The sequence below is a fragment of the Pseudomonas thermotolerans DSM 14292 genome, assembly GCF_000364625.1.
GTDB lineage: Bacteria > Pseudomonadota > Gammaproteobacteria > Pseudomonadales > Pseudomonadaceae > Aquipseudomonas > Aquipseudomonas thermotolerans.
The window spans coordinates 41,333-61,652 of the sequence record NZ_KB822620.1 but is presented as its reverse complement, the minus strand read 5'-3'; the positions used below and the strand labels follow the sequence as shown (position 1 = coordinate 61,652).

21 protein-coding genes and 3 tRNA genes are annotated in these 20,320 nt (G+C 65.2%); 11 read left to right on the top strand and 13 right to left on the bottom strand.

Going from position 1 to position 20,320, the window contains the following annotated elements; all coding sequences use genetic code 11:
• The 3 genes from H165_RS0115230 to H165_RS0115220 form a co-directional block, all read right to left on the bottom strand.
• Window positions 1-181: IS5/IS1182 family transposase (locus H165_RS0115230; protein ID WP_017939805.1), on the bottom strand; the 181-nt coding region annotated here is incomplete at its 3' end.
• Between the two features lie 53 nt (window positions 182-234).
• The gene (locus tag H165_RS0115225; protein WP_017939804.1) at window positions 235-663 is read right to left on the bottom strand and encodes a hypothetical protein; all 429 of its coding nucleotides are present in this window, start codon (window positions 661-663) and stop codon (window positions 235-237) included.
• A gap of 78 nt (window positions 664-741) precedes the next feature.
• Window positions 742-1,164, bottom strand: coding sequence for a pilin (locus H165_RS0115220; protein WP_026146665.1), 423 nt, complete (start codon window positions 1,162-1,164; stop codon window positions 742-744).
• A 226-nt stretch (window positions 1,165-1,390) separates the two neighbouring features.
• On the opposite strand from H165_RS0115220, the gene pilB reads away from it, so the two are divergent.
• The 5 genes from pilB (at window position 1,391) to yacG (ending at window position 6,159) form a co-directional block, all read left to right on the top strand.
• Window positions 1,391-3,094, top strand: a complete 1,704-nt coding sequence (gene pilB / locus H165_RS0115215; RefSeq protein WP_026146664.1) for a type IV-A pilus assembly ATPase PilB — start codon at window positions 1,391-1,393, stop codon at window positions 3,092-3,094.
• Between the two features lie 73 nt (window positions 3,095-3,167).
• Window positions 3,168-4,385 carry a type II secretion system F family protein gene (locus H165_RS0115210; RefSeq protein ID WP_017939801.1) on the top strand — a complete coding sequence of 406 codons (1,218 nt, stop codon included), beginning with the start codon at window positions 3,168-3,170 and terminating at the stop codon, window positions 4,383-4,385.
• 2 nt (window positions 4,386-4,387) lie between these two features.
• Window positions 4,388-5,260 carry a prepilin peptidase gene (locus H165_RS0115205; protein WP_017939800.1) on the top strand — a complete coding sequence of 291 codons (873 nt, stop codon included), beginning with the start codon at window positions 4,388-4,390 and terminating at the stop codon, window positions 5,258-5,260.
• A gap of 87 nt (window positions 5,261-5,347) precedes the next feature.
• Complete coding sequence (coaE, locus tag H165_RS0115200) at window positions 5,348-5,962, top strand: dephospho-CoA kinase (protein ID WP_017939799.1); 615 nt, start codon at window positions 5,348-5,350, stop codon at window positions 5,960-5,962.
• Window positions 5,959-6,159: a DNA gyrase inhibitor YacG gene (gene yacG / locus H165_RS0115195; protein WP_017939798.1), complete on the top strand. Its 201-nt coding sequence runs from the start codon at window positions 5,959-5,961 to the stop codon at window positions 6,157-6,159. The genes coaE and yacG overlap by 4 nt, the downstream gene beginning before the upstream one ends.
• A 69-nt stretch (window positions 6,160-6,228) precedes the next feature.
• On the opposite strand, the gene H165_RS0115190 is transcribed toward yacG, so the two are convergent.
• Both H165_RS0115190 and H165_RS0115185 read right to left on the bottom strand, forming a co-directional pair.
• Window positions 6,229-6,918, bottom strand: a complete 690-nt coding sequence (locus tag H165_RS0115190) for an energy-coupling factor ABC transporter permease (protein ID WP_017939797.1) — start codon at window positions 6,916-6,918, stop codon at window positions 6,229-6,231.
• On the bottom strand, window positions 6,915-7,340 hold the full coding sequence (locus H165_RS0115185; protein WP_017939796.1) for a GNAT family N-acetyltransferase: 426 nt from the start codon (window positions 7,338-7,340) through the stop codon (window positions 6,915-6,917). The genes H165_RS0115190 and H165_RS0115185 overlap by 4 nt, the downstream gene beginning before the upstream one ends.
• A gap of 244 nt (window positions 7,341-7,584) precedes the next feature.
• On the opposite strand from H165_RS0115185, the gene H165_RS0115180 reads away from it, so the two are divergent.
• The 3 genes from H165_RS0115180 (at window position 7,585) to H165_RS0115170 (ending at window position 9,826) form a co-directional block, all read left to right on the top strand.
• The gene (locus H165_RS0115180) at window positions 7,585-8,211 is read left to right on the top strand and encodes a DUF1780 domain-containing protein (protein WP_026146663.1); all 627 of its coding nucleotides are present in this window, start codon (window positions 7,585-7,587) and stop codon (window positions 8,209-8,211) included.
• Window positions 8,212-8,290: 79 nt separating this feature from the next.
• The gene (locus H165_RS18670) at window positions 8,291-8,464 is read left to right on the top strand and encodes a DUF3094 family protein (RefSeq protein WP_017939794.1); all 174 of its coding nucleotides are present in this window, start codon (window positions 8,291-8,293) and stop codon (window positions 8,462-8,464) included.
• Between the two features lie 63 nt (window positions 8,465-8,527).
• Window positions 8,528-9,826, top strand: a complete 1,299-nt coding sequence (locus H165_RS0115170) for an NAD(P)/FAD-dependent oxidoreductase (RefSeq protein ID WP_017939793.1) — start codon at window positions 8,528-8,530, stop codon at window positions 9,824-9,826.
• A gap of 105 nt (window positions 9,827-9,931) precedes the next feature.
• Here the strand turns inward: H165_RS0115170 and H165_RS0115165 are convergent.
• The 3 genes from H165_RS0115165 to H165_RS0115155 all read right to left on the bottom strand — a co-directional run bounded on the left by H165_RS0115165 (window position 9,932) and on the right by H165_RS0115155 (window position 10,180).
• Window positions 9,932-10,006: transfer RNA gene (locus H165_RS0115165), tRNA-Lys, on the bottom strand.
• 12 nt (window positions 10,007-10,018) lie between these two features.
• Window positions 10,019-10,095 (bottom strand) — tRNA-Pro (locus H165_RS0115160).
• 9 nt (window positions 10,096-10,104) lie between these two features.
• A tRNA-Asn gene (locus H165_RS0115155) sits at window positions 10,105-10,180 on the bottom strand.
• A gap of 202 nt (window positions 10,181-10,382) precedes the next feature.
• Here H165_RS0115155 and H165_RS0115150 point away from each other — a divergent pair.
• Entirely contained in the window at window positions 10,383-12,794 is a 2,412-nt protein-coding gene (locus tag H165_RS0115150) for a DUF1631 domain-containing protein (RefSeq protein ID WP_017939792.1), read from the top strand.
• Window positions 12,795-12,803: 9 nt separating this feature from the next.
• Window positions 12,804-13,136: a PilZ domain-containing protein gene (locus tag H165_RS0115145; RefSeq protein WP_017939791.1), complete on the top strand. Its 333-nt coding sequence runs from the start codon at window positions 12,804-12,806 to the stop codon at window positions 13,134-13,136.
• 90 nt (window positions 13,137-13,226) lie between these two features.
• On the opposite strand, the gene clpB is transcribed toward H165_RS0115145, so the two are convergent.
• The 3 genes from clpB to rluD all read right to left on the bottom strand — a co-directional run bounded on the left by clpB (window position 13,227) and on the right by rluD (window position 17,625).
• Window positions 13,227-15,791, bottom strand: coding sequence for an ATP-dependent chaperone ClpB (clpB, locus tag H165_RS0115140; protein WP_026146662.1), 2,565 nt, complete (start codon window positions 15,789-15,791; stop codon window positions 13,227-13,229).
• Window positions 15,792-15,929: 138 nt separating this feature from the next.
• Window positions 15,930-16,667 (bottom strand): peptidoglycan editing factor PgeF, encoded by a 738-nt coding sequence (pgeF, locus tag H165_RS0115135; protein ID WP_026146661.1) that lies wholly within the window; start codon window positions 16,665-16,667, stop codon window positions 15,930-15,932.
• On the bottom strand, window positions 16,651-17,625 hold the full coding sequence (gene rluD / locus H165_RS0115130) for a 23S rRNA pseudouridine(1911/1915/1917) synthase RluD (RefSeq protein WP_017939788.1): 975 nt from the start codon (window positions 17,623-17,625) through the stop codon (window positions 16,651-16,653). Before rluD ends, pgeF begins: the two co-directional genes overlap by 17 nt.
• Window positions 17,626-17,772: 147 nt before the next feature.
• Between rluD and H165_RS0115125 the strand changes: the two genes are divergently transcribed.
• Window positions 17,773-18,798, top strand: coding sequence for an outer membrane protein assembly factor BamD (locus H165_RS0115125; protein ID WP_017939787.1), 1,026 nt, complete (start codon window positions 17,773-17,775; stop codon window positions 18,796-18,798).
• A 233-nt stretch (window positions 18,799-19,031) separates the two neighbouring features.
• On the opposite strand, the gene H165_RS20115 is transcribed toward H165_RS0115125, so the two are convergent.
• Complete coding sequence (locus tag H165_RS20115; RefSeq protein ID WP_269319528.1) at window positions 19,032-19,166, bottom strand: hypothetical protein; 135 nt, start codon at window positions 19,164-19,166, stop codon at window positions 19,032-19,034.
• 171 nt (window positions 19,167-19,337) lie between these two features.
• Complete coding sequence (gene yjiA / locus H165_RS0115115; RefSeq protein ID WP_017939785.1) at window positions 19,338-20,312, bottom strand: GTPase; 975 nt, start codon at window positions 20,310-20,312, stop codon at window positions 19,338-19,340.
• Between the last annotated feature and the right edge of the window lie 8 nt (window positions 20,313-20,320).

Sequence of the window (20,320 nt, the reverse complement as noted above, 5' to 3'; positions counted from 1 at the left end):
GCAGCATCGCCATCAGCGGATAGGCGGGACGACCGCCTTCACCCTTCGGGTAGTGCGGCTCGATCAGGGCGATCAGGCCCTGCCACGGCACCACCTGTTCCATTTCGATCAGGAACAGTTCCTTGCGGGTCTGCTTGCGCTTGCCGGCGTACTCGGCGTCGGCGAAGGTCATCTGCTTCATCGGAAAGCTCTGCGGGTGAAGTCGGCGGATTTTGCCAAATCAGGAAGTCTTTTTCAGAGTTTCCCTAGAGCTGCCAGATAGAAAAGCAGAAACTGAACAGCCAGAACGGTGGTCACGACTCCGATAGTTACAAGAAGGGCACCAACAAAACCCCTTTTTTCAAAAAGCATCGAGCAGCACAGAACAACAGCTATCAGGCCTACTGTCTTGCTCCACTCGTGCAACGCCCATAAGGGGTATGCCGCCTGCAGACTGGATATCAGCCCGAGCAGCACTGCCATTAGCAGCAATCCCTTGCTCACAGAACCGATATGCAGCTGCCGGGCACCCACCAGAAAAGCCAGCCCAACGGCACCCAACACCAGCTCGCCAACCCGCTGCTGCTCCAGCCAGCTGTTGAATGGCCAGTAGACCAAAGCCGTGCTGGCAAAGAAAAACAACGCCAGCCAGAAAATGGCCTTGCCAAAGCTAGTAAATTCCATCTTCGCCTTCCGGGCATGAACCAGACCCAACAAAAAGGGGTGGCCTAGGCCACCCCTTTATTCACCCAAGAAATGATCTTAGGAGCACTTGCCCGGCTTGTACTTGGCCTCCAGGGTGGTGGTGCAGGTCCAAACGCCATCAGCGGTGCGAGTAAGGGTGAGGGTTTTGCCGTTGAACTTGTCGGCGTTACCACCTTGGGTAGTGCATTCAATTTTATACGGAGCGGTGGTGGCCAGATCGACCTTGCTGCAGTAGGCAGTCGGAGAAGCAATACCGATGAAACCAGGATCAGTGGGAGTGACCGAAGGGGTTTTACCTTCGCTCAGCGCCTGCTCGAAACCGACCTTACCGGGGGTGATTTCAGCCAGCGCCGCAGCAGCGTTGGAGCGCACGGTGTAGTCCTGATATGCCGGAAGCGCAACGGCGGCCAGAATACCGATGATCGCCACGACGATCATCAGCTCGATCAGGGTGAAACCCTTTTGCATTTGAGCTTTCATTTTTCTCTCCTAAATTGAGGTCAGGTCCTGCGACCTGGCTACCATCAAGCAGAAGTCGTGCCAGCCCATCAGGCCCCGCGCCCTCGGCTCATTTCCCCTCTCCGCCACCCGTCCTGCGAAATCTCACACCGGCACTAACTGCCAATTTTCGTCACCCTCAATAGCCAGGTTTGGCACCCCATGGGCAACTACGTTATAAGGCGGGGCATTGTTCGTGGAGCGCGAGATGAACGACAGCATTTCCCTTTCCGGTCTGGCCCGGCAACTCGTCGCCGAGAAATTGCTGGATGAGAAAACCGCCCTGCAGGCCCAGCAGCAGGCCCAGCGCAACAAGCTGCCGCTGGTGACCTACCTGGTGCAGAACAAGCTGGTAAAAAGCCGCGCCCTGGCCGAGCTGGCCGCCGAGCAGTTCGGCATTGCCTTCATGGACCTCTCCAGCATCGACAAGGAGAGCCAGCCCAAGGACCTGGTCAGCGAGAAGCTGATTCGCCAGCACCGCGCTCTACCGCTCTGGCGCCGCGGCAACAAGCTGTTCGTGGCGGTGTCCGACCCCGGCAACCACCAGGCCGTGACCGACATCCAGTTCAGCACCGGCCTGACCACCGAAGCCATTCTGGTGGAGGACGACAAGCTGGGCCATGCCATCGAGAAGTTCTTCGATAGCGCCAACAGCGGCCTGGACGACCTCGGCGATGTCGATCTGGACGGACTGGACGTCGAAGCAGTCGATGAGGACAAGCAGGATACTGCGGCCGGGCAGGATGCCGACGATGCGCCAGTCGTTCGCTTCGTCAACAAGATGCTGCTGGATGCCATCAAGGGTGGCTCCTCGGACCTGCATTTCGAGCCTTACGAAAAGATCTACCGGGTCCGCTTCCGCACCGACGGCATTCTCCACGAGGTGGCCCGCCCGCCGATCCAGCTGGCACCGCGCATCGCGGCGCGCCTCAAGGTGATGGCCAGCCTGGACATTTCCGAGCGCCGCAAGCCTCAGGACGGGCGCATCAAGATGCGGGTGTCCAAGAACAAGGCCATCGACTTTCGCGTCAACACCCTGCCCACCCTCTGGGGGGAGAAGATCGTGCTGCGCATCCTCGACCCCACCAGCGCCCAGATGGGTATCGATGCGCTGGGTTATGAAGAGGACCAGAAAGCGCTCTATCTCGAGGCGCTCAAGCAACCGCAGGGCATGATCCTGGTGACCGGCCCCACCGGCTCGGGCAAGACGGTCTCTCTCTATACCGGCCTGAACATCCTCAACACCACCGACGTGAACATTTCCACCGCCGAAGACCCGGTGGAAATCAACCTGGAGGGGATCAACCAGGTCAACGTCAACCCCCGGCAGGGCATGGACTTCGCCCAGGCACTGCGCGCCTTCCTGCGTCAGGACCCGGACATCATCATGGTCGGCGAGATCCGCGACCTGGAAACCGCCGAGATCGCCATCAAGGCCGCGCAGACCGGGCACATGGTGATGTCCACCCTGCACACCAACAGTGCCGCCGAGACCCTGACCCGCCTGCGCAACATGGGGGTTCCGGCCTTCAACATCGCTACCTCGGTCAACCTGATCATCGCCCAGCGTCTGGCACGCAAGCTGTGCAGCCACTGCAAGAAGGAAGTCGAGGTCCCTCGCGAGACCCTGCTCCACGAGGGGTTCCCAGAGGACAAGATCGGCACCTTCAAGCTCTATGGGCCGGTGGGCTGCGATCAGTGCAAGGGCGGCTACAAGGGCCGCGTCGGTATTTATGAAGTGGTTAAAATCACCCCGGCACTGCAACGGATTATCATGGAAGAAGGCAACTCCATCGATATCGCCGCGCAGATGCGCAAAGAGGGCTTCAACGATCTGCGCACGTCCGGCCTGCTGAAGGCGATGCAGGGCATCACTAGCCTGGAAGAGGTCAACCGGGTAACCAAGGATTGACTTGCCTGACCACCGAAAATCAAGAACAGCCTGTCTGCCACCACTGAACAGGCGCTATCGCTAGGGCTAAGAGATGGCTGAGAAAGCACTGAAAACCAGCGTGTTTGCCTGGGAGGGCACAGACCGCAAGGGCGTCCGCGTCAAGGGAGAACTGAGCGGACAGAACCCGGCGCTGGTCAAGGCCCAGCTGCGCAAGCAGGGCATCAACCCGACCAAGGTTCGCAAGAAGTCCACTTCGCTACTCAGCGCCGGCAAGAAGATCAAGCCGGTTGACATTGCCCTGTTCACCCGGCAAATGGCGACCATGATGAAGGCCGGCGTGCCGCTGCTGCAGAGCTTCGACATCATCGCCGAAGGCTTCGACAACCCCAACATGCGCAAGTTGGTGGACGAGGTGAAGCAGGAAGTGGCGGCAGGCAACAGCCTGGCGGCATCCCTGCGCAAGAAGCCCCAGTACTTCGACGACCTCTACTGCAACCTGGTGGAGTCGGGCGAGCAGTCCGGCGCCCTGGAAACTTTGCTGGATCGCATCGCCACCTACAAGGAAAAGACCGAATCGCTGAAGGCAAAGGTCAAGAAGGCGATGGTCTACCCCGTCGCGGTTATCGTGGTTGCCATCGTCGTTTCGGCGATCCTGCTGATCAAGGTGGTGCCGCAATTCCAGGAGGTATTCGCTAGCTTCGGCGCCGAACTGCCGGCTTTTACCATGATGGTGATCGGCCTTTCCGAACTGCTTCAGGAATGGTGGTTCATCGTTCTACTGCTGATGTTCGGTACAGCCTTCCTCCTCAAGGAAGCCCATAAACGCTCCGAGAAATTCCGCGACTGGGTTGATCGTAGTGTTCTCAGGCTGCCCATCATCGGCGACATTCTCTTCAAGTCGGCAGTCGCCCGCTTTGCCCGCACCTTGTCCACCACCTTCGCCGCTGGTGTGCCACTGGTCGATGCTCTGGACTCTGTAGCGGGTGCCACCGGCAACGTGGTGTTCCGCAATGCCACCAACAAGATCAAGTCCGACGTTTCCACCGGCATGCAGCTCAACTTCTCCATGCGTACGACTGGAATATTCCCTTCCATGGCCGTGCAGATGACCGCCATCGGTGAAGAGTCCGGTGCGCTGGACGATATGCTCGGCAAGGTGGCCAGCTTCTACGAGGAAGAGGTCGACAACAAGGTGGACGGTCTGACCAGCCTGATGGAGCCGATGATCATGGCCGTTCTGGGCGTACTGATCGGTGGCCTGATCATCGCCATGTACCTGCCGATCTTCCAACTGGGCTCCGTCGTCTAAAGATGTTCGTAATCGACTTCCTGGCCAGCCACGTGCTGGCCTTTGTTTTCTGTGCACTGCTGCTGGGCCTGCTGGTCGGCAGCTTCCTCAACGTGCTGGTGTATCGCCTGCCGAAGATGATGTTCCGCGACTGGCGGGCGCAGGCCAGGGAAGTCCTGGAGCTACCCGCCGAGCCGGTCGGCGAGACTTTCAACCTGGTGCTGCCGAACTCCCGCTGCCCGCATTGCAGCCACGAGATCAGGCCTTGGGAGAACATTCCGCTGCTGAGCTATCTGCTCCTGCGCGGCAAGTGCTCGGCCTGCAAGCAGCCCATCGGCCTGCGTTATCCGCTGGTGGAACTGGCCTGCGGACTGCTGTCGGCCTATGTCGCCTGGCATTTCGGGTTCAGTTGGCAGACCGGTGGCTTCCTGATGCTGACCTGGGGCCTGCTGGCCATGAGCCTGATCGATGTCGATCACCAGCTGCTGCCCGACGTACTGGTGCTGCCGTTGCTCTGGCTCGGCCTGATCGTCAATTACTTCGGCCTGTTCACCAGCCTGGGCGACGCACTCTGGGGGGCGGTGGCAGGCTATCTGAGCCTGTGGTCGGTGTACTGGTTGTTCAAGCTGATCACCGGCAAGGAAGGCATGGGCTACGGCGACTTCAAGCTGCTGGCCATGCTCGGTGCCTGGGGCGGCTGGCAGGTCTTGCCACTGACCATCCTGCTGTCCTCGGTGGTCGGCGCCGTGCTGGGGATGATCCTGCTGCGCCTGCGCAACGCCGAAACCAGCACGCCCATGCCCTTCGGCCCTTATCTGGCGATCGCCGGCTGGATCACCCTGCTCTGGGGTGACTGGATTACCGACACCTATCTGCAGTTTGCCGGGTTCAGGTAAGCCCCTGATCCAACTCCGCTGCGCTCTTTCTCCTGGACGGCTCCTTTATAATTGCCGCCCACAAACAATGGCAGGAGCCACGACGCAGTGACCAAACCCTGGATCCTCGGCCTTACCGGCGGCATCGGCAGCGGCAAGAGCGCCGTCGCCCGGCACTTCATCGACCTCGGCGTGCATACCGTGGATGCCGATCAGGCCGCCCGCTGGGTCGTGGAGCCAGGACGCCCGGCCCTGGGCAAGATAGTCGAGCACTTCGGCGAAGGCGTCCTACTGCCCGACGGCACCCTGAACCGCCCTGCCCTGAGGGAGCGCATCTTCCGCGACGAAAGCGAGCGACGCTGGCTGGAAGCCCTGCTGCACCCCCTGATCCGCCAGGAGATCAGCGACTATCTGGCCCAAGCCGAATCGCCCTACGCCATTCTGGTGTCGCCGCTGCTGATCGAGTCCGGACAGCATCGCACCACCCAACGCGTGCTGGTGGTAGACGCCCCGGAAGCCTTGCAGATCCAACGTACCGTGCAGCGCGACAGCAGCTCGCCCGAGCAGGTCGAAGCCATTCTCAAGGCCCAGGCCAGCCGGGAGGAGCGTCTGCGCCATGCCCATGACATACTGGTCAACGACCGCGACCTCGGCTGGCTGAAGAGCGAAGTCGAGCGTCTGCACCGTTTCTATCTGACCCTGCGTGGAGGCCGGGAATCATGAGCCAACCCACCATCGTCAAGTGCCCGACCTGCGGGGCCCCCGTCGAATGGGGCCCGCAGAGCCCCAATCGGCCGTTCTGCTCGGAACGCTGCAAGCTGATCGACCTCGGCGCCTGGGCGGCCGAGGAGCATGCGATTCCCGGCGATCCCCAGGAGGACGATCTGTTCTCGGAGAGCCTGCCGCCACGGCAGCACTGATACGCCCTCACGCCACCCTCGCCCTGCCCCAGGGAGGGGCAAGAGGCCGAGGAGCAGGATGGTCCGCCCCTAACGGCGCTCGTCATCCTCCTTCCAGGGCGCCTGCAGGTAACGGGTGCGATTGAAGGTTTCCAGCCACTCCGGCTGGAACACCACCAGAGCGCTGATCACCGTGCCGTTGATGAACGCCTCGGGGAACATCACCATCCACAGGTAGCCGGCGAACTCGTCGAGCCAGGGCGGCATCTCGAACAGCCCACCGATCCACAGCACGCCCATGCCCAGCAGCAGGCACACCAGGGCGGTCAGCGCGGCCGGGAAGAAGCCGCAGCAGAAGATGTAGACGAACAGGTTGCGCGGCTGATAGTGCTCCACCAGCTTGGCGAAGCCTTCGGCGAGCAGCACCGGCACCAGAACCAGCAGCACGCCGTTCACCCCCAGCGCAGCGCAGTCCTGCCGCCCAAGCAGCACCAGGCCCAGCTGCGCCACCAGGCCGCCGAGCAGCGCCAGCGGCCAGTCGAGCAGCAGGGTCACTGCCGTCATGCCGATGAAGTGATAGGACAACCCCGAGGCGAAGTCGCGGCGCACCAGCCACAGCAGGAACAGCGCGAAGATGGTGCCGAACAGCAGATGCTGGCGCCGGCTGTCACTGAACAGCTCGACCCAGGGGGCGCGGCACACCGCCCAGAGCAGCGCCGGCAGATACAGGCACCAGCCAAGCGTCATGCTCTCGGTGGACAGCAGTTCGGCGGCGATCATCCGGCGCTCCCGGTCGAATACACCTGGATGTCGGTGCGTTTCCCCCAGCCCCGCTGGGCCTCCCAGAAGGCCAGCGCCTCGGGCGCGTCGCTCAGGACGAACACGTGGGACTTGCGAATGCCCAGCTCGGCCAGGCGGGCCAGCGCCTCATCCAGCATGGCCCGCGCCAGCCCCTGGCCGCGATGGGGTGCGTCCACCACCAGGTGCTGCAGATAGCCCCGGCGGCCGTCGTGCCCGACCAGCAGGCAGCCGAGAATCTGTCCGTCGCGCTCGCAGAGCAAGCTCAGGCCGGGATTCCGCTCGAGGTAGGCGCAGAACGGCGCATAGCCGTCCTCGTCGCGCAGCTGGATCCCCGGCGTGCGCTGCCAGAGCGCCAGCAGGGCGGAATGATCTTCGGGCCGGATGGGTCGGATCGATGTCATGAACAAGCCTCAGCGCAGGTGGCGGTCAGTCTACACCGACGGACCATCCATCGGCCCCCAATCGGCTCCTCCGGCTTGCACTCGCCCCATTCGGCACTTCCAGGGTTTTCGGCACAATTGAGGGCGCTTTGCCAAATATTCGATAGGCACGCTTGCGCTTTTCCCCTATCCCAGCGCAGCGCGGCGCTTTTCATTGCCGGAAGCAGATGGGCTCCTTTCGCATCAGGCCCTAAACTTGTCGATCATGAACGAGTCGGACTACCTGCGCCTGCTGACCTTCCAGGCCGAGCAGGCCAATCTGATGCTGTCCAATGCCCGCAAGTGGGAACGTGAGCGCTGGGTCTGCCAGCGCCTGCTCGACGCCCTGAACATCGACTACGGCACGGACGAGTTCGGGCCCGGCCAAGAACCGCCGGACGTGCTGTTCCGCGAGGCGAGCTTCGAGGTGTTCCTGGTTCTCGATGCCGGCCGGCGGCTCAACGAGGAGTGGCGCGAGGAGCTGCAGCGACGTCGCAACGCCTTCTCCCTCAGCCAACTGATCCGCCGCGAACCCCGTCCCAGGCGAATCTCCGCCGCGGAGTTGCAGGGACTGCTGGCCCCCACCCTGCGCAAGAAGGCCCACAACTATCGGGAGCGCGGCATCGATCTGGGCGAGCTCGACATGCTCGCCTACATCAACCTGAAAAGGGTCGCCCCCGACTTCAACAGCAGCTTCCCGCCCCCCAGCGAGTACCTCCGCCAGGGCTGGCGCTCGCTGTCCCTGGTCGGCCCCAACTTCGCCCGGGTGCTGTTCGCCCACGGCGATGCGCCACCCTTCCTGCGCAGCAACCTCGGCCGCACCGTGCTGTTCGACCTGGGCATAGGCATCTAGTAGTCCTACCAAGTGAGGATTGGACGCTCCTTTGCGCGCCATCCTAGAATGCCGGCAATCCCCAGCGAGGAGCCCCGACATGGCCAGCCGCCTCAGCCCCGAAGACCAGGCCCGCGTCGACCGCTACCTGAGCGCTCCCCAGCATCAGGTGCCACGCAGGCCCTTCCGCCCCTGGCTGCTGCTGGGCGTGGTCCTCGCCGTGGTCATCGGCCTCGGCCTACTGAGCCGCCTGCTGAGCCGTCTAGTGCTATGAGCTGCCTTGCGCTCGCCTGTTCGGCGCCCGCCCGAATTTCCCAAAGCCTTGCGAGACCTTTCCATGACCCACCGCATCGTGATCGTCGGCGGCGGCGCCGGCGGCCTGGAGCTTGCCACCCGCCTGGGTAGAAGCCTCGGCCGCCGCGGCCAGGCGCGCATCCTGTTGGTCGACGCCAACCTCACCCACATCTGGAAGCCCCTGCTCCACGAGGTGGCGGCCGGCTCGCTGAACTCCTCGGAGAACGAGCTCAACTACCTGGCCCAGGCCAAGTGGAACCACTTCGAGTTCCAGCTGGGCCGGATGATCGGGCTGGACCGCGCGCGCAAGCGCATCCGCCTGGCCGCGACCTTCGACGACAACGGCGCCGAGTTGCTCCCGGAACGCGAACTGCCCTACGACAGCCTGGTGATTGCCGTGGGCAGCACCACCAACGACTTCGGCACTCCGGGCGCCGCCGAACACTGCCTGTTCCTCGACACCCGCGCCCAGGCCGAGCGCTTCCACCGTCAACTGCTCAACCACTACCTGCGCGCCCATGCCGGGCAGGCGGAGGACCAGGGCATCAGCGTGGCCATCGTCGGCGCCGGGGCCACCGGCGTGGAGCTGGCCGCCGAACTGCACCACGCGGCCCGCGAGCTGGCCGCCTACGGCCTGGACAGCATCCGCCCGGAGAACATGCGCATCACCCTGATCGAGGCCGGCCCGCGAGTCCTGCCGGCACTGCCAGAGCGCATCAGCCAGCCGGTACACCGCAGCCTGGAGCAGCTGGGGGTCACAGTGCTGACCAACACCGCGGTCAGCGAGGTCACCGCCGAGCACCTGCGCGCCAGGGATGGGCGGATCATCCCGGCCAGCCTCAAGGTCTGGGCCGCCGGCATCCGCGCCCCGGCCTTCCTCCGTGAGCTGGACGGACTGGAGAGCAATCGCATCGACCAGTTGGTGGTGCGCCCGACCCTGCAGACCAGCCGCGACGACGACATCTTCGCCTTCGGCGACTGCGCCGCCTGCCCGCAGCCCGGCGAACCGGGACGCAACGTGCCGCCACGCGCCCAGGCCGCCCACCAGCAGGCCTCGCTGCTGGTGAAGAGCTTCCGCCACCGCCTGGCCGGAAGGCCGCTGCCGCACTACCAGTACCGCGACTACGGCTCGCTGATCTCGCTGTCGCGCTTCAGCGCGGTGGGCAATCTCATGGGCAACCTGATGGGCAGCGTCAAGCTTGAGGGCTGGCTGGCGCGGATGTTCTACGTCTCGCTGTACCGCATGCACCAGATGGCCCTGTACGGCCCGCTGCGTACCCTGCTGCTGATGCTCGGCGACCGCATCGGACGCAGCACCGAGCCGCGTCTGAAGCTGCACTGAGCCCGGGCTTCGGGAGGACGGCCACGCCGTGCTCCCGGCATTGCCGGACGAGACGGCGGGACAAAGAAAAATCCCCCGTGACTGGCGTCACGGGGGATTTCGACATGGTGGGTCGTGTAGGGGTCGAACCTACGACCAATTGGTTAAAAGCCAACTGCTCTACCACTGAGCTAACGACCCGGAGATTCGGATTGGTCGGGGTAGAGAGATTCGAACTCCCGACATCCTGCTCCCAAAGCAGGCGCGCTACCGGACTGCGCTATACCCCGTCTAGAATTTGGCTCCGCGACCTGGACTCGAACCAGGGACCCAATGATTAACAGTCATTTGCTCTACCGACTGAGCTATCGCGGAACTACGGTATTCCCGACTCTGTGGCACTTCCAAGTGGATTCGCGCTTCAGAGGCGCGCCATTTTACGTTTCGCGAAACGCCTGTCAACCCCCCCCAAAGCGCTTGGTAGACAATGATTTGCAGGCATCCGATGGACTGCTATATGTTTGCCGCATTCGTCCACACCGGATGTGCGCCTTCCGGCTAACGCCTAGGAATGTCCATGAGCAAAGGTCAGGACACCCCGCCCCACAAACCCACCCCTGCGGTAGCCAGCACCGTTGCCAGCCGGGTCATCCAGCCACGCTTCGGCGAGTTGGTGCAATCCTGCCGGAAACTGGCGATGAACCGCCTGGCCGAGCAGTTGGCCGGAGTCTTCGGGCAAGTCGATGACGCCCTCTTCGAAGGGGCCGAGAAAGCCGAGAACAACCAGGTCCAGGCCCTGTTCTTCGACAACATGCGGGAAATCCGCCGCCAGCGCCCCCGCATCGAGCGCACCTACCACCAGCAGATCGCGCAGAACTTCAACGACTTCCTCGAGGGCAGGCTCAGTCAGCCGGAGGCGCCACCGCAGGTGGATGCCGAGCAGTTGTCCCTGGTGCAGACCGAGGACTACGAGGAGACCCTGCAGGTGGCCAACATGGTCAGCAGGGTCAAGGCGCGCTGCGCCCAGCAGCTGTTCGCCCTGGAGCAGCGCCTGGCGGTGCTCAACAACGGCCGCAAGCTCGGCGAGGACAGCAACCCCTTCGGCCCACAGGCGATCGCCCAGGCCTTCCGTGACGCCCTGGCGCCCTGCCCCTTCCCACTGCGCATCAAGACCATCCTATACATGCTGTTCGACCGCCACGTGATGCAGAGCCTCGACAGCCTGTACGAAGCGATGAACAAGCGCTTGGTCGACGCCGGCATCCTGCCCAACCTGAAATACAGCGTACAGCGCAGCCCGAACAGCCCGGCGCGACCAGCCACGCCGCAGGCCGCAGCCGCCCCGGAAGCCGCACCGCAGACAGACCGACCGCCCCCGGCGGCGCCTGCCTCCGCACATGGTTCCCGGACTGCCGCCGCTCCGACAGCCAGCAGCGGCGAGACGCCATCCCAGACCGCCCCGCGCTTCCACGACGTGCCGCCGCCGAGCGACCTCAGCGAGCCGCCGCCCAGCGATCCGGGCATGCTGTTCAGCGGACTGGCCGCCCTGCTCAGCGAATACCGCCAGCGCGAGGGCGAGAACGCCACCTTCGGGCGCACCCGCAGCATCGCCAGCTTCGCCCCGCACGGAGCCACCCGCACCTACAGCGCCAAGGATCTGCTGGACGCCCTCAACCGCCTGCAGGAGAAGTCGGCCCGCGAGCTGGCCCAGCGCATCCGGCAGCCGCAGCCGGTGGAAGAGCTCAAGGCCAGCCTGCAAGCCCAACTGGAGGCCCACAGCAGCTTGCCCGGCCAGCAGAAGCTGTCCGAACAGGAAACCGACGTCATCGACCTGGTGGGCATGCTGTTCGACTTCATCCTCGACGACGAGAACCTGCCGGACGTCTGCAAGACCGCGCTCTCTCACCTGCACACCCCGCTGCTCAAGGTGGCTCTGCAGGATAAGGCGCTGTTCACTCAGCACCATCACCCGGCGCGTCGGCTGCTCAACGCCATGGCCCAGGCCGGGGTGCTCTACGGCGGCGAAGGCGAAAGCCAGGCCCTGCTGGAGAAGATGCACTGGGTGGTCGAGCGGGTGGTGCAGGACTACGCCGGCGACCTGGCGCTGTTCGACCAGTTGCACGATGAGTTCAACGAATTCGTCTCCGCGCTCAGGCAGAAGGTGGACCTGCGCGAGCGCCGCGCCGTGGAGGCCGCCAAGGGCCGCGACCGGCTCCTGGAAGCCCGCCAGCAAGCGCTGGACGTGGTCGAGCGTGCGTTGCACGAGCGCGAGGTGCCGACGCTGATCCGCAACTTCCTGGAGCTCACCTGGACCGACGTGCTGGTGTTCATCCAGCTGCGACACGGCGCGCATAGCGCGGACTGGCAGCGCGCCAGCGAGGTGGCCGAGCAGTTGGCGTGGAGCACCACGCCGCTGGACGAAGAAGGTCGGGAGCGCCTGAAGCAGATCCGCGTCGGCCTGCTGGAGAGCCTGCGCCACGGCCTGGAGCAACTCGGCAGCTACCACGAGGACGGCATCCGCAAGCTGCTCCAGGATCTGGTCACCTGTCAGCATGCCGTGCAGGCCAAGCAGCCGGAGGTGGTCGACCAGCTCGAGGCACAGTTCCCGGAGAGTCCACTGGGCGCCATGCTCGGCGAGGACGTCCAGCTGCTCGAGCGCATGCCCACTTCCGGCATGTCGCCACGCGCCCAGCTGCTGGCCAAGGAGCTGAGCCGCGTGGAGTTCGGCACCTGGTTCGAGTTCGGCAGCGGCGACCAGGTGCGCCAGCTCAAGCTCTCCTGGTACAGCCCCACCACCCACAACTACATGTTCGTCGACAAGAGCGGCCAGCGGGTGGCGATCAAGCCGCTGACCCTGCTGGCCAGTGAAATGGAACAGGGCCTGGCACGCGTGGTGCCGCCCGAACGCAGCGCCCCCCTGATGGATCGCGCCCTGACTGCCATCTACCGTGTCCTTCAGCGGTTCACCGGCCGCATCACCTCGAGCTGAGGAGTCGCAATGGAAGATCGTCGCCAGCACAACCGCCATACTACCGAGCTGCGACTGGAAGTATTCGACCTCAACACGACCCAGCGGCTTGGCCGGGTGGTCGACCTGTCCCCGGAGGGCTTCATGCTGTTCGGCGACTCCCCGCTGCAGGTGGACAACGTCTACGAATGCTGCCTGGCCCCGGCGGAGCCGATCGAAGGAGTGCGCGAAGTGACCCTCGGCGCCGACTGCCTGTGGACCCGCTCGGCGGCGGATGGCAGCCACTACTGGGCGGGCTTCCACATCATCGACCTGGCCGACGAGCAGACCGCCGCCCTGCAAGCCCTGCTACGACGCCTGTAAACGCACGACGGCCGCCCATCGCTGAGCGGCCGTCGTGGCTTTTCCGCCGGGTTCGCCCGCGTCCTGGACGGGCGCGGACGGCTTGCGTCCTCAGACGAAGACGATCTCCTCGCCTTCCACCTTGGCGGTGATGGTCGCCCCCGGGGCGAACTGCCCTGCAAGGATGCGCTGCGCCAGCGGGTTCTCGATCCAGCGCTGGATGGCTCGCTTGAGCGGCCGCGCACCGTAGACCGGGTCGTAGCCGACGGCGATCAGCTTGTCGAGCGCCTCCGGCGCCAGCGTCAGGCTCAGGTCGCGCTCGGCCAGACGCTTGCGCAGGCGGCCCAGCTGGATCTCGGCAATGCCGGCGATCTGCTCGCGGCCCAGCGGCTCGAACACCACCAGCTCGTCGATGCGGTTGATGAACTCCGGGCGGAAGTGGCTGCTTACCGCATCCATCACCGCGGCACGCTGGGCCTCCTTGTCGCCGGCCAGCTCCTGGATCTGCGCCGAGCCGAGGTTGGAGGTCATCACCACCACGGTGTTGCGGAAGTCCACGGTGCGCCCGTGGCTGTCGGTCAGGCGGCCGTCCTCGAGCACCTGGAGAAGAATGTTGAAGACGTCCGGGTGGGCCTTCTCCACCTCATCCATGAGCACCACCGAATAGGGCTTGCGGCGCACCGCCTCGGTCAGGTAGCCGCCCTCCTCGTAGCCCACGTAGCCGGGCGGCGCACCGATCAGGCGGGCCACGCTGTGCTTCTCCATGAACTCCGACATGTCGATGCGCACCAAGGCCTCCTCGGTGTCGAAGAGGAACTCGGCCAACGCCTTGCACAGCTCGGTCTTGCCCACGCCAGTGGGGCCGAGGAACAGGAAGGAGCCGCTCGGCCGGTTGGGGTCGGCAAGACCGGCGCGGGAGCGCCGCACGGCGTTGGCCACTGCGGTCACCGCTTCGTTCTGGCCGATCACCCGCTGATGCAGCAGTTCCTCCATCTTCAGCAGCTTCTCGCGCTCGCCCTCGAGCATCTTGGCCACCGGGATGCCGGTCCACTTGGAGACCACCTCCGCGATCTCCTCCTCGGTGACCTTGTTGCGCAGCAGCTGGTTCTCTTGCTTGCCGTGCTGGTCGACCATCTGCAGGCTGCGCTCCAGATCCGGGATCACCCCGTACTGCAGCTCGGCCATGCGGTTCAGGTCGCCCTTGCGCCGGGCCAGCTCCAGCTCGGTCTTGGCCTGCTCGATCTTCTGCTGGATCTGCGCCGAGCCCTGTACCTCGGCCTTCTCGGACTTCCAGATCTCTTCCAGATCGGAATATTCCTTCTCCAGCTTGGCGATGTCCTCCTCGAGCTTGGCCAGGCGTTTCTTGGTGGCCTCGTCGTCTTCCTTCTTGAGGGCCTCGCGCTCGATCTTCAGCTGGATCAGGCGGCGGTCCAGACGGTCCAGCTCCTCGGGCTTGGAGTCGATCTCCATGCGGATGCGGCTGGCTGCCTCGTCGATCAGGTCGATGGCCTTGTCCGGCAGTTGGCGGTCGGTGATGTAACGGTGGCTGAGCTTGGCCGCGGCGATGATGGCGCCGTCGGTGATGCTCACCCCGTGGTGCACCTCGTAGCGCTCCTTGAGGCCGCGCAGGATGGCGATGGTGTCCTCCTCGGAAGGCTCGTCCACCAGCACCTTCTGGAAGCGCCGCTCCAGGGCCGCGTCCTTCTCGATGTACTGGCGGTACTCGTCCAGGGTGGTGGCACCCACGCAGTGCAGCTCGCCACGGGCCAGGGCCGGCTTGAGCATGTTGCCGGCGTCCATGGCACCCTCGGCCTTGCCGGCGCCGACCATGGTATGCAGCTCGTCGATGAACAGGATCACCCGACCTTCCTGCTTGGCCAGCTCGTTGAGCACCGCCTTGAGGCGCTCCTCGAACTCGCCGCGGAACTTGGCGCCGGCGATCAGCGCGCCCATGTCCAGAGCCAACAGGCGCTTGTCCTTGAGGCCGTCGGGCACTTCGCCGTTGACGATGCGCTGGGCCAGGCCTTCGACGATGGCGGTCTTGCCGACGCCGGGCTCGCCGATCAGCACCGGGTTGTTCTTGGTGCGCCGCTGCAGGACCTGGATGGTACGACGGATCTCGTCGTCACGACCGATCACCGGGTCCAGCTTGCCTTCCTCGGCGCGCTTGGTCATGTCGATGGTGTACTTGTCCAGGGCCTGGCGGGCGTCCTCGGCATTGGGGTCGCTGACGGTGGCACCGCCGCGCAGGTTGTTGATGGCGTTCTCCAGGGCCTTCCGGGATACCCCCTGGGAGAGCAGCAGCTTGCCGAGCCGGGTGTTCTCGTCCAGGGCGGCGAGCAGCACCAGCTCGCTGGAGATGAACTGGTCGCCCTTCTTCTGGGCCAGGCGGTCGGCCTGGTTGAGCAGGCGCGCCAGGTCCTGGGAGAGGTTCACGTCGCCGGTGGGGTTCTGCAGCTTGGGCAGCTGTTCCAGCTCACGGCTCAGCGCCTGGCGCAGGGCGGCGATGTCGAAGCCCACCTGCATCAGCAGCGGTTTGATGGAGCCACCCTGCTGCTCGAGCAGGGCCTGCATCAGGTGCAGCGGCTCGATGGCCGGATGATCGAGGCCGACGGCGATGGACTGGGCGTCGGAGAGGGCAAGCTGCAGCTTGCTGGTCAATCGGTCGATTCGCATGGATCTGTCCTTTCCTTCCTGAAGAAGCGGGCCGGGCCGATGAACGCCCTACGACGAAAAGCCCGCGGAGTTGAAGACTAGATGTGGACAGTTTCCTGCGATTCAAGCCGGCGGAACTTGATATGGGTCAGCGACACCCTAAGGCTGCAGCCAGACCAGGCTGGCGAAGCGCCCGGTGCGGGCGGCGCGCCGGTAGGAGAAGAAGCGCGGATCGCTGAAGGTGCAGAAGCCACCACCGTACACCGCGGTGATGCCACGGGCGGCCAGACGGATGCGCGCCAACTGGTAGAGGTCGGCGAGGAACTTGCCGGGGTTGTGACTTGCAACGAAGGCCTGGGCGGCCTCGGGATGGCTGGCGAGGAAGGCCTCGCGCACCTCGGGACCGACCTCGAAGGCCTGCGGGCCGATGGCCGGTCCCAGCCAGGCCAGCACCTGCTCCGCCGGCAGCGCCAGAGCCTCCAGGGTGGCCTCCAGCACGCCGCCGGCCAGCCCGCGCCAGCCCGCGTGGGCGGCGGCCACCCGGCTGCCGGCGCGGTCGCAGAACAGCACTGGCAGGCAGTCGGCGGTCATCGAGGAGCAGGCGATGCCAGGGGCGGCCGTCCAGCAGCCGTCGGCCTCGGCGACCTGCGCAGGATCCGCCTCCACCACCCGGATGCCGTGCACCTGGCGCAGCCAGGCCGGCCGGCAGCCCAGCGCCGCGACCAGCCGGCGACGGTTCTCGGCCACCGCCTGCGGATCGTCGCCGACGTGGTCGCCGAGGTTCAGGCTGGTGAAGGGCCCGACGCTGACCCCGCCTGCGCGGGTGGTCACGCAGGCGCGCACCCGAGCGGGCGCCGGCCAGTCGGGAATGATGCAGCTCTCAGCCAACGAAGGCATCGCTGTCCTGCCGCAACAGGGTGAGCAGCCAGACGAAATCGTCGGGCAGCGGCGACTCCCACTTCATGCGCTGCCCACTGGCCGGATGCTCCAGCTCGAGGAAGCGCGCGTGCAGGGCCTGGCGGGGGAAGTTCTTGAGCTCCTCCACCAGGGTCGGACTGGCCGCCGGCGGGATGCGGAAGCGTCCGGCGTACAGCGGATCGCCCACCAGCGGATAGCCGATGTGGCTCATGTGCACGCGGATCTGGTGGGTGCGCCCGGTCTCCAGCTTGACCCGCACGTGGGTGTGCGAGCGGAAGCGCTCCAGCACCCGGTAGTGGCTGACCGCCGGCTTGCCGCCCTGGGTCACCGCCATCTTCTGCCGCTGGGTACCGTGGCGGCCGATGGGCGCGTCGATGGTGCCGCCGGAGGTGATCACGCCGATCACGATGGCCTCGTAGATGCGGCTGACGCTGCGCGCCTGCAGCTGCTCGACCAGGCGGGTCTGGGCGCTGAGGGTCTTGGCCACCACCATCAGCCCGGTGGTGTCCTTGTCGAGGCGATGGACGATGCCGGCGCGCGGCAGGTTGACCAGCTCCGGCACATGGTGCAGCAGGGCGTTGAGCAGGGTGCCGTCGGCGTGGCCGGCAGCCGGGTGCACCACCAGCCCGGCGGGCTTGTCGATCACCAGGATGTGCTCGTCCTCGTAGACGACGTTCAGTTCGATGTCCTGGGCCAGCCACTCGCCCTGGGCCTCCTGCTCCGCATCCAGGCTGAGCTGGCTGCCGACATGGACGATGTCGCGCGGGCGCAGCACGGCGCCATCGACGGTCAGCCGGCCGTCCTTGATCCAGGCGGTGAGCCGGGAACGGGAATAGTCGGAGAACAACCGCGCGGCGACCTGGTCGAGGCGCTGCCCGCCCAGTTCGGAGGGCACTTCGGCTCGTAGCTGGATGCACTGGGATTCGATGGAGGACATGCTCGGTAACGGCGGGGCGCGGCCTTTGGTTTCGGCTGCGCGCTTGTGGTTAAATACGGCGTCTTTTAGCCCCGGTTTTGCCGGGGGCTCATCATAACAGGACGGTTCCGGCCACGACAGCCGGCCGTCACAGGGACGCAAGCCGCCATGCAAGTGAAACACCTGCTGCTGATCGCCATCCTCGCCCTTACCGCCGCCTGTTCCTCGACCAAGGAACAGGTCGATGAGAACCTCAGCGAGGCGGAGCTGTACCGGCAGGCCCAGGCCGACCTGGACAACAAGAGCTACACCAGCGCCGTGAACAAGCTGAAGGCTCTGGAGTCCCGCTATCCGTTCGGCCGCTACGCGGAACAGGCCCAGCTGGAACTGATCTACGCCTACTACAAGAACGGCGAACCGGAAGCCGCGCGCGCCGCCGCCGAGCGCTTCATCCGCCTGCATCCGCAGCATCCGGACGTCGACTACGCCTACTACCTCAAGGGCCTGGCCTCCTTCGACCAGGACCGTGGCCTGCTCTCGCGCTTCCTGCCGCTGGACATGACCAAGCGCGACCCGGGCGCGGCGCGCGACTCCTTCAACGAGTTCGCCCAACTCACCAGCCGCTTCCCGAACAGCCGCTACGCGCCGGACGCCAAGCAGCGCATGATCTACCTGCGCAACCTGCTGGCCGCCTACGAGGTGCATGTCGGCAACTACTACCTGAAGCGCCAGGCCTACGTGGCCGCCGCCAACCGCGGCCGCTACGTGGTGGAGAACTTCCAGGAAACTCCGGCGGTGGGCGACGGCCTGGCGATCATGGTGGAGGCCTACCAGCGCCTGCACCTCGACGACCTGGCCGCCACCAGCCTGGAAACCCTCAAGCTCAACTACCCGGACCACCCCTCGATCAAGGACGGCGAGTTCAAGCCGCGCGAGACCGAGGAAGACCACCGCTCTTGGCTGAGCCGCATGACCCTCGGCCTGATCGAGAGCGACGCACCGCTGCCCCCGGGCGAGACCCGTGCCAGCCAGGACGTGCTCAAGCAGTTCCAGGACGCCCAGGACGCGATTCCCGAAGAGCTGCTGCCGGAGAACCAGGACGCCAACGAGGAAAACGAGGAAGACGCAGAAGCCAGCATACCGCGGCGCGGCCGCTCCTGGTGGAGCTACCTGACCTTCGGCCTGTTCGACTAAGAGCGAACGGCACAGCCCCGAAAGAAAAAGGGAGGCCTCGGCCTCCCTTTTCTTTTGCCGCGTCAACGCTGCCGGCAGGCCTCGCGACCGGCCAGCGGCGCTGGCACAGGAACGCACGCTGACAGAAGCCGACGGCCCGTGCGGGATCATCTACTGGCTGGACGTTTGGAAAACCTGCCGACAGGTCAGGCAAGTCAGTGCAGGCCGGAGGCCCTCAGGCGGGATGCGCCGGGTCAGCGCGGGCGCTCGGACTTGCGGTGGCGGCGGCGGAGGAGCTTGGCTTGCTGGCGTTCCTTGAAGGCCAGGTGCTCGCGGCGAGGAAGGTCGATCTGCAGGTTTTTGGCGAAGATGTCGAAGAACAGAAACACGGTGAGATACCGATTGCGGAGATGCCCCATATTACCACAAAGTTAGTAAGCCAACTATCAACCCGACGTACAGCACCGCGGGCACAGCTCCGGTAGGACGCCGCCGACCGCCCTACCGAGCACAGCGCAAACGCCAAGGGAGGCCGCAGCCTCCCTCCATACTGGCGAGACTCAGGCCAGGTCGCCGGCCACCGCCGCGAACCCGGCGCGAATCCGCTCCTCCGGAAGCTCGTCGCCGATGAACACCAGCACGCTCTCGCGCGGCTCGTCGGCGCCCCACTCCGCGTCCCAGTCGAAGCCGTAGAGCCTGAGCACGCCCTGGAACACCAGGCGCCGTGCCTCGCCGGCGATATTCAGCACGCCCTTGTAGCGCAGCAGCGAGAGGCCGTGATTCTCCAGGAGATCGTTCATGAAGTCGCTCAGTCGGCCGAGGTCCAACGGCCGCTCGCTGCGCAGCACCAGGCTGGCGATGCGGTCGGCCTTGGCCACCGGGCGCAGAGGGCGCAGGCTCAGGCCCATCTCGGCGTTGAGGTTGAAGCCACGCACGTCGAGCAGTTGGCTCAGGTCGATGCACCCGTGCTCAACCACCTGGATCGGCGCCCGGCGGTTGATGTGGGTCAGCCGCTCGCAGAGCGCCTCGAAGGCGGCAGCGTCCACCAGGTCGCGCTTGCTGACCAGGATGCGGTCGGCGATACCTACCTGCGCCTGGGCGATGGCCTGCTGCAGGTGAACCTCGGCATGCGCGGCGTCCACCAGGGTGACCACCGCATCCAGCAGGTAGCGCTCGCGCAGTTCCTCATCGACGAAGAAGGTCTGGGCGATGGGTGCCGGATCGGCCAGGCCGGTGCACTCGATCACCAGGCGGTCGAAGGCGATCTCGCCGCTGTCCAGACGCTCCAGGAGGAGGAACAGGGCGCGCTCGAGGTCGCCGTGGATGCTGCAGCACACGCAGCCGTTGGCCAGAGTGACGACCTGCGCCGGGGCGTCGCCGAGTAGCTGGCTGTCAATCCCGCTGGCGGCGAACTCGTTCTCGATCACCGCAATCTTCAGGCCGTGCTCGGCACGCAGCAGGTAGCGCAGCAGGGTGGTCTTGCCCGCGCCGAGAAAGCCGCTGAGCACGGTGACGGGAATGGGAGTCTGGGACATGGCTATTC

Bases quoted from the DNA above. Each gene is read 5' to 3' on its own strand.
- rluD (WP_017939788.1), bottom strand. From the start codon at position 17,625: ATGTCCTCCATCGAATCCCAGTGCATCCAGCTACGAGCCGAAGTGCCC.
- H165_RS0115145 (WP_017939791.1), top strand. From the start codon at position 12,804: ATGGAAGATCGTCGCCAGCACAACCGCCATACTACCGAGCTGCGACTG.
- H165_RS0115180 (WP_026146663.1), top strand. From the start codon at position 7,585: ATGAACGAGTCGGACTACCTGCGCCTGCTGACCTTCCAGGCCGAGCAG.
- clpB (WP_026146662.1), bottom strand. From the start codon at position 15,791: ATGCGAATCGACCGATTGACCAGCAAGCTGCAGCTTGCCCTCTCCGAC.
- yacG (WP_017939798.1), top strand. From the start codon at position 5,959: ATGAGCCAACCCACCATCGTCAAGTGCCCGACCTGCGGGGCCCCCGTC.
- H165_RS0115170 (WP_017939793.1), top strand. From the start codon at position 8,528: ATGACCCACCGCATCGTGATCGTCGGCGGCGGCGCCGGCGGCCTGGAG.
- H165_RS0115205 (WP_017939800.1), top strand. From the start codon at position 4,388: ATGTTCGTAATCGACTTCCTGGCCAGCCACGTGCTGGCCTTTGTTTTC.
- H165_RS0115185 (WP_017939796.1), bottom strand. From the start codon at position 7,340: ATGACATCGATCCGACCCATCCGGCCCGAAGATCATTCCGCCCTGCTG.
- H165_RS0115150 (WP_017939792.1), top strand. From the start codon at position 10,383: ATGAGCAAAGGTCAGGACACCCCGCCCCACAAACCCACCCCTGCGGTA.
- H165_RS0115220 (WP_026146665.1), bottom strand. From the start codon at position 1,164: ATGAAAGCTCAAATGCAAAAGGGTTTCACCCTGATCGAGCTGATGATC.
- H165_RS0115190 (WP_017939797.1), bottom strand. From the start codon at position 6,918: ATGATCGCCGCCGAACTGCTGTCCACCGAGAGCATGACGCTTGGCTGG.
- H165_RS0115225 (WP_017939804.1), bottom strand. From the start codon at position 663: ATGGAATTTACTAGCTTTGGCAAGGCCATTTTCTGGCTGGCGTTGTTT.
- H165_RS18670 (WP_017939794.1), top strand. From the start codon at position 8,291: ATGGCCAGCCGCCTCAGCCCCGAAGACCAGGCCCGCGTCGACCGCTAC.
- yjiA (WP_017939785.1), bottom strand. From the start codon at position 20,312: ATGTCCCAGACTCCCATTCCCGTCACCGTGCTCAGCGGCTTTCTCGGC.
- H165_RS0115125 (WP_017939787.1), top strand. From the start codon at position 17,773: ATGCAAGTGAAACACCTGCTGCTGATCGCCATCCTCGCCCTTACCGCC.
- pilB (WP_026146664.1), top strand. From the start codon at position 1,391: ATGAACGACAGCATTTCCCTTTCCGGTCTGGCCCGGCAACTCGTCGCC.
- pgeF (WP_026146661.1), bottom strand. From the start codon at position 16,667: ATGCCTTCGTTGGCTGAGAGCTGCATCATTCCCGACTGGCCGGCGCCC.
- H165_RS0115210 (WP_017939801.1), top strand. From the start codon at position 3,168: ATGGCTGAGAAAGCACTGAAAACCAGCGTGTTTGCCTGGGAGGGCACA.